The 10,068-nt window shown below is 68.9% G+C and carries 8 protein-coding genes; 7 read left to right on the top strand and 1 reads right to left on the bottom strand.

The window, feature by feature from the left end; genetic code table 11:
* Positions 1-77 precede the first annotated feature (77 nt).
* From BN13_RS16435 to BN13_RS16420, 4 genes are read left to right on the top strand one after another with little or no spacing between them, the layout of a single operon-like run.
* Positions 78-1,475 (top strand): glucose-6-phosphate dehydrogenase, encoded by a 1,398-nt coding sequence (locus BN13_RS16435; RefSeq protein WP_048548248.1) that lies wholly within the window; start codon positions 78-80, stop codon positions 1,473-1,475.
* Positions 1,472-2,329 carry an AAA family ATPase gene (locus tag BN13_RS16430; protein ID WP_048548247.1) on the top strand — a complete coding sequence of 286 codons (858 nt, stop codon included), beginning with the start codon at positions 1,472-1,474 and terminating at the stop codon, positions 2,327-2,329. Before BN13_RS16435 ends, BN13_RS16430 begins: the two co-directional genes overlap by 4 nt.
* Positions 2,326-3,849 carry a VWA domain-containing protein gene (locus tag BN13_RS16425; protein ID WP_048548246.1) on the top strand — a complete coding sequence of 508 codons (1,524 nt, stop codon included), beginning with the start codon at positions 2,326-2,328 and terminating at the stop codon, positions 3,847-3,849. Before BN13_RS16430 ends, BN13_RS16425 begins: the two co-directional genes overlap by 4 nt.
* A gap of 22 nt (positions 3,850-3,871) precedes the next feature.
* Positions 3,872-4,759, top strand: coding sequence for a homocysteine S-methyltransferase family protein (locus BN13_RS16420; RefSeq protein ID WP_235434094.1), 888 nt, complete (start codon positions 3,872-3,874; stop codon positions 4,757-4,759).
* A gap of 81 nt (positions 4,760-4,840) precedes the next feature.
* On the opposite strand, the gene BN13_RS16415 is transcribed toward BN13_RS16420, so the two are convergent.
* Positions 4,841-5,677 carry an aldo/keto reductase gene (locus BN13_RS16415; RefSeq protein ID WP_048548245.1) on the bottom strand — a complete coding sequence of 279 codons (837 nt, stop codon included), beginning with the start codon at positions 5,675-5,677 and terminating at the stop codon, positions 4,841-4,843.
* A gap of 83 nt (positions 5,678-5,760) precedes the next feature.
* Between BN13_RS16415 and BN13_RS16410 the strand changes: the two genes are divergently transcribed.
* The 3 genes from BN13_RS16410 to BN13_RS16400 all read left to right on the top strand — a co-directional run.
* Complete coding sequence (locus BN13_RS16410; RefSeq protein ID WP_048549334.1) at positions 5,761-7,530, top strand: acetyl/propionyl/methylcrotonyl-CoA carboxylase subunit alpha; 1,770 nt, start codon at positions 5,761-5,763, stop codon at positions 7,528-7,530.
* 157 nt (positions 7,531-7,687) lie between these two features.
* The gene (locus tag BN13_RS16405; protein WP_162199985.1) at positions 7,688-9,427 is read left to right on the top strand and encodes a Xaa-Pro dipeptidyl-peptidase; all 1,740 of its coding nucleotides are present in this window, start codon (positions 7,688-7,690) and stop codon (positions 9,425-9,427) included.
* Positions 9,428-9,553: 126 nt separating this feature from the next.
* Positions 9,554-10,068: MaoC family dehydratase (locus BN13_RS16400; protein WP_235434093.1), on the top strand; the 515-nt coding region annotated here is incomplete at its 3' end.

Below are 10,068 nucleotides of genomic sequence, written 5' to 3'. Positions count from 1 at the left end.
CTCGCCGCCCGGCGCCGCCCCCGCCGGGCGGCCAGGCAATCCGCCGCGCGCGCTGCGGATCGTGCGACGATCAGCCCATGGCTGCGTCGACCCCACCGACCACAACCCTGCTCATCCTCGGCGCCGGTGGTGACCTCACGCACCGGCTGCTGCTGCCCGGCATAGCCACACTGCTGATGGCCGAGCGCGACCGGACCTTGCGGATCGTCGGCTCGGACCGGATCGACCTCAGCGCCGCGGACTGGAAAGCGCGGATCAAGGATTCCTTCGCCACGGTCAAGGCCCCCGCGACGGTAACGCGCACAGGGAGCCGGGACACGGCATACATCAAGGCAGACATCCTCGACCCCGCCTCCCTGCAGAGCTTGATCACCGCGTGCGGCGACGGACCGTTGGTGATCTTCTTCGCCCTCCCGCCCGCGGTGACGATGAAGTGCTGCGCACTGCTGCAACAGATGACGCTGCCACACGAGACCCGCCTGGCCTTGGAAAAGCCGTTCGGCACGGACCTCGCGAGTGCCAAGAAGTTCAACGAACTCCTCGCGCGCGCCGTCCCGGAGGATGCGGTCTATCGCATCGACCACTTCCTCGGCGTCAACACCGTCCTCAACCTGATCGGCCTGCGCTTCGCCAACCGACTGTTCCAGCCGATGTGGAGCAACGAACACATCGAGAAGGTCGAGATCCTGTATGACGAGGCCCTCGCCTTGGAGGGTCGCGCCGGCTACTACGACACCGCCGGTGCGCTGCGCGACATGATCCAAAGCCACCTGATCCAGGTGCTCGCCCTGTTTGCGATGGAGTCGATCGCTACCCTCGACGCACGCGAGTTGCAGGATCAGAAGGCCCAGGTCATGCGGGCCATGCGACTGTGGGACGGCGACCCGGTGGCGGCGTCACGACGGGCCCGCTACACCAAGGGCACCTCCGATGGTCGGCGCATCCCGGACTACATCAAGGAACCGGGTGTCGACGCGAGTCGCCTCACCGAAACCCTTGCCGAGATCACCGTCGAGGTCGCCAATAACCGTTGGGCCGGAGTGCCCTTCACCATGCGCAGCGGCAAGGCGCTCGGCGAAGTCCGCAAGATGATCGTCGTCACCTTCAAGGACGTCGCGCACCTGCCCCACGGCTTCGCCGGCCCTGCGGGCTCCGACACCTTGGTCATCGGGCTCAAGCCCGGCACCGTCTCGCTGACCCTGACGATGAACGCCGAAGGAGACCCGCTCGACCTGGAGCAGAAGACTCTCGAAGCCGTGCTCGCGCCGCCGCGCATGCAGGCGTATGGCGAGGTTCTCGGCCAGATCCTCGATGGCTCCCAACTGCTCACCGTGCGCGGGGATTCCGCCGAGGAGTGCTGGCGGATCGTCGAGCCCGTGCTCAAGGCGTGGGCTGCCGACAAGGTGCCCATGGAGACGTATGCCGCGGGCTCCCGCGGGCCGCGTCGCTGGGCCACGAGCCGGGAGCATGTGTGACGCAACGCTTTTCGACGGTCGATGAGGTTGCGAAGCGCCTCGCCGCCGTCGGCTACCTCGCCTCCGATGCCATCGCGACCACCGTCTTCCTCGCCGATCGCCTCGGCAAGCCGCTGCTGATCGAGGGGCCTGCCGGCGTCGGCAAGACCGAGCTCGCCAAGGCCGTCACCAATGCCATTGGTGGAGAACTGATTCGGCTCCAGTGCTATGAGGGCGTGGACGAGGCGCGGGCGCTCTATGAGTGGAATCACGCCAAGCAGCTGCTGCGGATCACCGCCGAGCAGGGGCACGCCTGGGACGAACTCCGCAGCGACATCTTCACCGAAGAGTTCCTGCTCCCCCGGCCGCTGCTCAAGGCGATCCGCGCTGAGGGCGAAACGGTCTTGCTCGTCGACGAACTCGACAAGGCCGACCAAGAGATCGAGGGGCTGCTGCTGGAAGTGCTCGGCGACTTCCAGGTCACCGTCCCCGAGCTCGGGACGATTCGCGCGACCCGGCCGCCGTTCGTCGTGGTCACCTCCAATGCCACCCGCGAATTGTCCGAGGCGCTGCGTCGCCGCTGCCTATTCCTGCACATCGACTACCCGACCCCCGAGTTGGAGCAGCGAATCGTCCTGCAGCACGTGCCGGAAGTATCCACCTCGCTTGCCGAATCCGTTGTGCGGCTGGTCGATCGGCTCCGGAAGCTGAAGCTGCGCAAGTCGCCGTCGGTGGCCGAGACGATCGACTGGGCGCGCACTCTGGTGGCACTCGGCGCGGACGACCTCGCTGCGGAGCAGCTGCGCGACAACCTCTGGGTCCTGCTGAAACACCAGGACGACATCGAGCGCGCCCGCCACGCCCTGGACCTGTGACCACCCGTCCCGCCCCTGACGAGACGGTCGTCGCCATCCCGCGCCGCCTCGTCGCCTTCGGCGCGGCGCTGCGGGGGCACGGCATCCGCACTGGCACCTCCGATCTCATCGACGCCGCCGCTGCCGCGACCGCCTTGGGGTATGACGACCGCGAGCGTCTGCGGGCCGCGTTCGCCGCGACCTTGCTGCGGCGCAGCGCCGAGCAGCGGGTGTTCGACGACCTCTTCGACGTCTATTTCCCGGCGGCGCTCGGTTCCCGATCCCTTGTCCCGCGGGATGATCCGCTGCCTCCGCCCACGGACGCGGCCGGCCGCCGGGCGCTGGCGGAGCGGCTGCGCGCCGACCTCGCCGCGGCCCTGGCCACCGGGAGCCAGCGCAAGATGGACGTGCTCGCCGCGCGCGTCGTCGCCACGCTGGGGCGGTTGCCGAACGACTCGACCCTCGGGAGCTTCTCCGCCGCCCAGGCCCTGGACCTACTCGCCCCGCAGACCGCCATCGCGGCAGCCCTGCAGCGACTGCAGGATGCCGGCCTCGACACCCCCGGCGGCTCCGGGGACGGCTCCGGTGGAGGTGGGAGCGGTGGCGGTGGCAGCGGGTCGGGCGGCGGATCAGGCAGCGGCTCGGGGGTCAGCGGCGCTGGCGGGTTCACCAGCCGCTTCACCCGCGACGAGGTTCGCGACCAGGTGGCGGAGTTCCGCCTGAGCGTGGAGCGCGAGACGCGGCGGCGCAACGCCGAGGCGCGCGGTAGCGATCGCATCGCCAGGTATGCCGTGCGCGGCCCCGCCGAGCAGACGAGTTTCATCCTTGCTGGGCCGGAGGAGCTGGCCGAACTGCGCCGCGCCATCACCCCACTCGCGCGCAAGCTCGCCACCCGGCTCGCGGCCCGCCGCCGGCACGGGCGTGGCGGCACGATCGACATCCGCCGCACGCTTCGCGGGGCACTGGCAACCGGCGGGGTGCCCATCCGCCCGGCATACCGGCGACCCTCCCCGAGCCGGATCGACCTCGTCCTGCTATGCGATATGTCGAGCTCGGTCGCCGGATTTTCCCGGTTCACCATCCTGCTGATGCAGGCCCTCGCCAGCCAGTTCCGCCGGGTGCGCATCTTCGGATTCATCAATGTCGTCGACGAGCTCACTGACCTCGTCGCCGGCGCCCCACCCGGCGCCGACCTGAGCGCCAGCCTGACCGAACTGCGTCGAATGACGAAGTGGCACAACAACTCCGACTACGGCACCGCCTTCGAGGACTTCGTCGCACACCACTTGGATGCCGTCGGCCATCGCAGCATCGTGCTCATCCTCGGCGACGCCCGCACCAACAACACCGACCCGGGCCTTGACGCCCTCCACGCCATCCGAGAACGCGCTCGCTCCGTGATCTTCCTCAACCCCGAACCCGCTCGGCAATGGTCCTCGGGAGATTCCGTCGCCCATCGGTATGCCGAGGTCGTCGACATGCACGAATGCCGCAACCTCGCCCAACTGCGCCTATTCGTCGAGCGCCTCCTGCCCCTGTGAGGCCGCCACCTAAACTTGCGTGGTGACCGACAACCGACTCACCACTCTGCTTGCCGGCCGCCCGGCCATCATTGACGGGGGCTACGGCTGGCTCCTGCAGGAGCGCGGACTGCCACCAGGCGAGGTCGCGGAGTTGTGGAATGCCGAGAACCCGGCGGCCATCGAGGCACTGCATGAGGAGTATGCCGCGGCGGGCGCCCGCATCCTGACCACCAACACCTTCGGGGGCACCCGCCCACGGCTGGCGATGAGCGGGCTGGAGGCACGGGCATACGACCTGAACAAGGCCGGCGCGGAGATCGCGCGCCGCGTCGCGGACCGGCACGACATCCTCGTCGCCGGCGACATCGGGCCGACGGGTGAACTCATGGCACCCCTGGGCACGATGGCCGAGGACGAAGCCATCGCGCTGTTCAGCGAGCAGATTCGCGCGCTCGTCGACGGCGGCGCGGACCTCATCCTGATCGAGACGATGAGTGATCTCGCCGAGAGCCGGGCCGCGATCGCGGCGGCGAAGGCGGTGGCGGCCGAACTCCCGATCGTGGCAACGATGAGCTTCGACACCAACCTGCGCACGATGATGGGCGTGACACCGACGGCGGCCGTGCACGCGCTCGCCGAGGCCGGCGCCGACGCGGTCGGCGCCAACTGCGGGCGGGGACCGGAGGAGATGATCCGCATCGCCGCCGAGTTGATGGCCGCGCGCGGCGCTGACGACAGCGTGCTCCTGGTGGCGCAGTCCAATGCGGGCCTGCCGCAGGTGCAGGGTGACGCCTTCGCCTACACGGTCGATCCGCCCGCGATGGGCGCGCACGCCCAGGAACTACGCGAGGCCGGCATCGACCTCATCGGCGCCTGCTGCGGCTCCTCGCCCGAACACATCCGGGCGATCGCCACGGCGCTGAACTGACCCGCACTGGACTGACCCGCGCCGAACTGACCCGCGCCGAACTGACCCGCGCTGGACTGAACCGGCGTGGCCCGACCGCCGTCAGCCTTCGAAGGCCTCCGGGTCCGGACCGGTGCGGAAGCCCTGATCCAGCGCCTCGAACGCCTCGATGTCGGCGCTGTCCAAGGTGAGCTCGGCCGCCCGGAAGTTCTCGGCGATCCGGCTAGGCGTCACCGACTTCGGGATGACCACATTGCCGATCGCCAGGTGCCAGGCGAGGATCGCCTGCGCCGGCGTCGCCGAGTGCTTGGCGGCGACCTGCGCCACTACGGGATCGGTGAGCACCCGCTGACCCGAGGCCAGGGGGCTCCACGCCTCGGTCACGATGCCGTGCTCCCGGTGAAAGGCGCGCAACTCCCGCTGCTGCAGGTAGGGATGCAACTCGATCTGGTTGATCGCCGGGTACTCCCCCAACTCGGCGTGCACGCGCTCCAGGTGCGGGATCGCGAAGTTGCTCACCCCGACCGCGCGCACCCGGCCGGTTGCGCGCAGGGCGAGCAGCGCGGCATACGCCTCGAGGTAGCGGTCCTCGTGCGGCCACGGCCAGTGCAGGAGGAGGAGGTCGAGGACGTCGAGGCCGAGCCGGTCCATGGATGCCTCGAAGGCCGCGGGGGTCGCCTCCGCCCCGAAGTCCGTCGGCCACACCTTTGTCGTCACGAAGACGTCCTCGCGGGCCAGTCCGCTGTCGCGCACGGCGCGGCCCGTGCCGACCTCGTTGTGATAGAGCTTCGCGGTGTCGACGTGCCGATAGCCGACGCGTAGCGCCTCGGCCACGGCCCGCTCGGCCTCGTCGTCGGCGACCTGCCAGACACCGAAGCCAAGCGCGGGGATGGGCACGGCGCCGCCAGGGGCGGCGAGGTCAATGGTGGGAATCGTCATACCCCGAGCCTATGACCCACCTCACCGCCGGGCGGCACCTAACGCTGGGCGACCGGTTTGCGCTGGGCGATAGTCTCGGCCCCATGCCGATCACGAAGGTCCTCATTGCCAACCGCGGTGAGATCGCTGTCCGCATCGCCCGCGCCGCCGCCGACCATGGGATCGGCTCGGTGGCGGTGTATGCCGAGCCCGACCGCGACGCCCTCCACGTCAAGGTCGCCGATGAGGCCTATGCGCTCGGTGGGTCCACCCCCGCCGACTCGTATCTGTTGCAGGACAAGCTGATCGAGATCGCCAAGGAGTCCGGCGCGGACGCGATCCACCCGGGCTACGGCTTCCTCGCCGAGAACGGACCGTTCGCGCAGAAGGTCATCGACGCCGGCCTGGTGTGGATCGGCCCCGGACCGGAGGCGATCGACTCCCTCGGCGACAAGGTCAAGGCGCGGCATATCGCGCTCGCCGCCAACGCCCCCCTCGTGCCCGGCACCAAGGACCCCGTCAATGGGCCCGACGAGGTCGTCGCCTTCGCCGAGGAGCACGGGCTCCCGGTCGCCATCAAGGCGGCGTATGGCGGTGGCGGCCGCGGGTTGAAGGTCGCCCGCAACCTGGCCGAGATCCCCGACCTGTTCGAGTCGGCCGTGCGTGAGGCGGTCACGGCCTTCGGCCGGGGCGAGTGCTTCGTCGAGCGATTCCTCGACCACCCGCGGCACGTGGAGACCCAGTGCCTAGCCGACCAGCACGGAAATGTCGTGGTCGTCTCCACCCGCGACTGCTCACTGCAACGTCGCAACCAGAAGTTGGTGGAGGAGGCACCCGCCCCGTTCCTGACCGAGGAGCAGCACACCGAGTTGCTTCGGGCGTCCAAAGAGATCCTCAAGCAGGCCGGGTATGTCGGTGCCGGCACCTGCGAGTTCCTGGTCGGGCCGCAAGGTGACATCTCCTTCCTTGAGGTCAACACCCGCCTCCAGGTCGAGCACTGCGTGTCCGAGGAGGTCACCGGGATCGATCTGGTCCGGGAGCAGTTCCGGATCGCCGACGGCGGCGTCCTCGACTATCCCGATCCGGAGCCGCATGCGCACTCGATCGAGTACCGCATCAACGGCGAGGACGCGGGCCGCGGCTTCCTGCCCGCGCCAGGCACCGTGACGAAGATGGTGGTTCCCGAGGGTCCGGGTGTGCGCTGGGATGCCGGGATCGTCGAGGGCGACACCATCGCCGGCGCCTTTGACTCGATGATCGCCAAGCTCATCGTCACCGGCCGCACCCGCGAGCAGGCAATCGAGCGGTCCCGCCGCGTCCTCGACGAACTTGTGATCGAAGGTATGCCGACGGTCACCCCGTTCCACCGCAAGGTCGTGCGCGATCCGGCCTTCGCGCCGGAGGGCGGGGCGCCGTTCACGGTCCATACGCGCTGGATCGAGACGGAATTCGACAACGACATCGCCCCGTATGCCGGTCCCGCCGGCGAGGCGGCCGAGGCGGAGGAACGCCAGAATATCGTCGTCGAAGTTGGCGGCAAGCGAGTCGAGGTCTCCCTGCCCGGCGGCCTGTCGCTCGGCGGTGGCGGCGGGGCCGCGGCCAAGAAGAAGGCACCTCGCCGAGCCGGGGGCGCCAAGACCGGGGCGGCCGCGTCCGGTGACTCGTTGACCGCGCCGATGCAAGGCACGATCGTCAAGGTCGCGGTCGAGGACGGGCAGACGGTCGCCGCCGGCGAACTCGTCCTCGTCCTAGAGGCGATGAAGATGGAGCAACCCATCAACGCCCATAAGGCCGGGGTCGTCTCGGGCCTCTCGGCGACCGTCGGGGCTACGGTGACTAATGGGCAGGTCCTCGCCGAGATCAAGGACGCCTGACCTCGGGGGTCACCCGTCGGGGTCACCCTCGGCGCACATTCCCGCCCGTTGCCGAAACTCCTACCTGCGCAACGGAAGTGTTCTCGTGCTTATGTCTAGATTGTCTCCCGAAGCTGGGTTGTCTCCCAAAGGCACTGCTTACTCTCGGATCGCGGCCGTGGCCGCCTTGGCGACCGCGGCCGGTGCGGGGGTTGTCGTGGCGCCGACCGCGGGGGCGAGCACTCCCCATACGACTGGACCGACGGGACCCGTGGTGCGCGACGGCGCCGCCCAACCCGTGTTCTCCGATCGCGCCGGCGAGTGGACGGTGAAGGAGGCCTGGGTCGAGGTGCCCGTCGACTCCGACCGCGACGGGCACAACGACCGGGTGCATGTGCGGTATGCCCGTGCCACCGCCGCCACCGGGAAACTCCCGGTGATCATGCACGCGAGTCCCTACTTCACCGGGGTCAACGACGTCCCGAACCACAATGTCGACCACGACCTGTACGACCCCGGAGCCCGGTCGATCTGGACGTCGAGCCCGGGCGGGGCGCGACCGACCGCAGTGCAACTGCTCGACCCGTGGACGTCGAAGCGCTGGATTCCACGGGGATTCGCCTGGATGGAGGTCGAGTCGCTCGGCACCGGCGGCTCCACCGGCTGCCCGACGACGGGCGGGGTCAATGAGACGCTCGGCGTCAAGGCCGTCATCGACTGGCTGAATGGACGCGCGACGGCCGTCGATGCCGCGGGGAAGGCCGTGCGCGCGAGCTTCGCCAATGGCAATGTCGGGATGGTCGGCACGTCCTACGACGGCACCCTGCCGAACGCGGTCGCGGCCACGGGCGTCGACGGGCTCAAAGCCATCATTCCCACCTCCGCCATCTCCGACTGGTACGGCTACTACCGCGCTGGCGGGGCCGTGGTCGCACCGGAGGGCTATCAGGGCGAGGACGCCGACGTGCTCGCGAAATTCGTTCTCACCCGGGCGAATCCGGCCATCTGCCGGCCGGTGGTTGCCGATCTCGCCCGGGCGCAGGACCGCCTCACCGGCGATCTCAACAACTTCTGGCAGGGGCGCAGCTACCTCGCCGACGTCGCCAAGGTCAAGGCCGCCGTGTATGTCGCGCACGGCCTCTCCGACTGGAACGTCAAGCCCAGCCAGGCGGGCCTGTGGTACCGCGCCCTGCGCGCCCAGGGAACGCCGGCCAAGGTCTACTGGCACCAAGGCGGGCACGGCGGCGAACCCCCGGTGAACGCGCAAGTGCGCTGGTTCACCCGCTACGTGCTCGGCATACGCAATGGGGTGGATAGCGAGCCGCGCGCGCTAATCGAGTCCCCCACCGGGATCAACAAGGCGTATGCCGAGTGGCCCGTCCCCGGGGTTCGGAACCGCTCGATGTCGTTCTCCTCGTTCATCCTTCGTGCCGGGACGCCCAAGGCCCGGATGACGTTCGCCGATGACCCCCGTCAGACGTTGACGTCGTTCACCAACGCACCTCGGCGGGCTACCGGGCTCGCCTATGAGAGCTTCCCGATCGAGAAGGCGACGCGACTGTCGGGTTTCCCGACCGCGACGCTCAAGGTGTCACTCGCCCAGCCGAATGCCAACCTGACCGTCGGCATCCTGGACATCGACAAGGCTGGACGCGCGACGCTGGTGACGCAGGGGTGGGCCGACCCGCAGAATCGCCGGTCGCTGTGGCGCACCGATCCGATCACCCCGGGCGCCGTCATGACGGTCAAAGTCCGCCTTGAAGCAACCGACCACGTCTTCGCGCCCGGCCACAGCCTGGCCTTAACGATCCTGCAGAGTGACCACGACTTCACGATCAGACCCCCCGCCGGCAAGCAGGTCCAGGTGGACGTGACCCGAAGCGGCATAACTCTCCCGCTGGATCGCCCCCTGCCCTGAGCCGCGCCGCTTTGGGAGACACCATGGACCTACGCAACGGAACTGATCCATTGCATGTGAGCCAACCCACCCAGGCGAGGCCTCGCGCCGTGCGCGCGGCGCGGCGAGGATGGGGAGCGTTCATCGGTGACGAAGGAGTTCGGTATGCAATTCGGGCGCAGCTACGAGGAGTTCGAGGTCGGGGCCACCTACAAGCACTGGCCCGGCAAGACCGTCACCGAGTATGACGACCACCTCTTCTGCCTGCTGACGATGAACCACCACCCGCTGCACCTCGACGCGCACTACGCCGAGGAGACCACGCAGTTCGGCAAGAACGTCGTCGTCGGCAACTATGTGTATTCGATCCTGCTCGGCATGTCGGTCCCCGACATCAGTGGCAAGGCCATCGCCAACCTCGAGATCGAGTCGTTGCGACACGTCGCCCCGACCTTCCACGGCGACACCCTGTATGGCGAGACCACCGTCCTCGACAAGTGGGAGTCCACGTCCAAGGACGACCGCGGCGTGGTCTACGTCGAGACCATCGGCTACAACCAGGACGGCAAGGTCGTCTGCATCTTCCGTCGCAAGGTCATGGTGCCCAAGGCCAACTACCTCGACGCCCGCGGCGGCGAGCAGCCGGCCCGGCCCGTGCCGCA

It is taken from the genome of Nostocoides jenkinsii Ben 74 (genome assembly GCF_001046875.1).
GTDB lineage: Bacteria > Actinomycetota > Actinomycetes > Actinomycetales > Dermatophilaceae > Nostocoides_A > Nostocoides_A jenkinsii.
The sequence above is the reverse complement of the archived record's forward strand: the minus strand, read 5'-3'. Positions and strand labels throughout refer to the sequence as shown.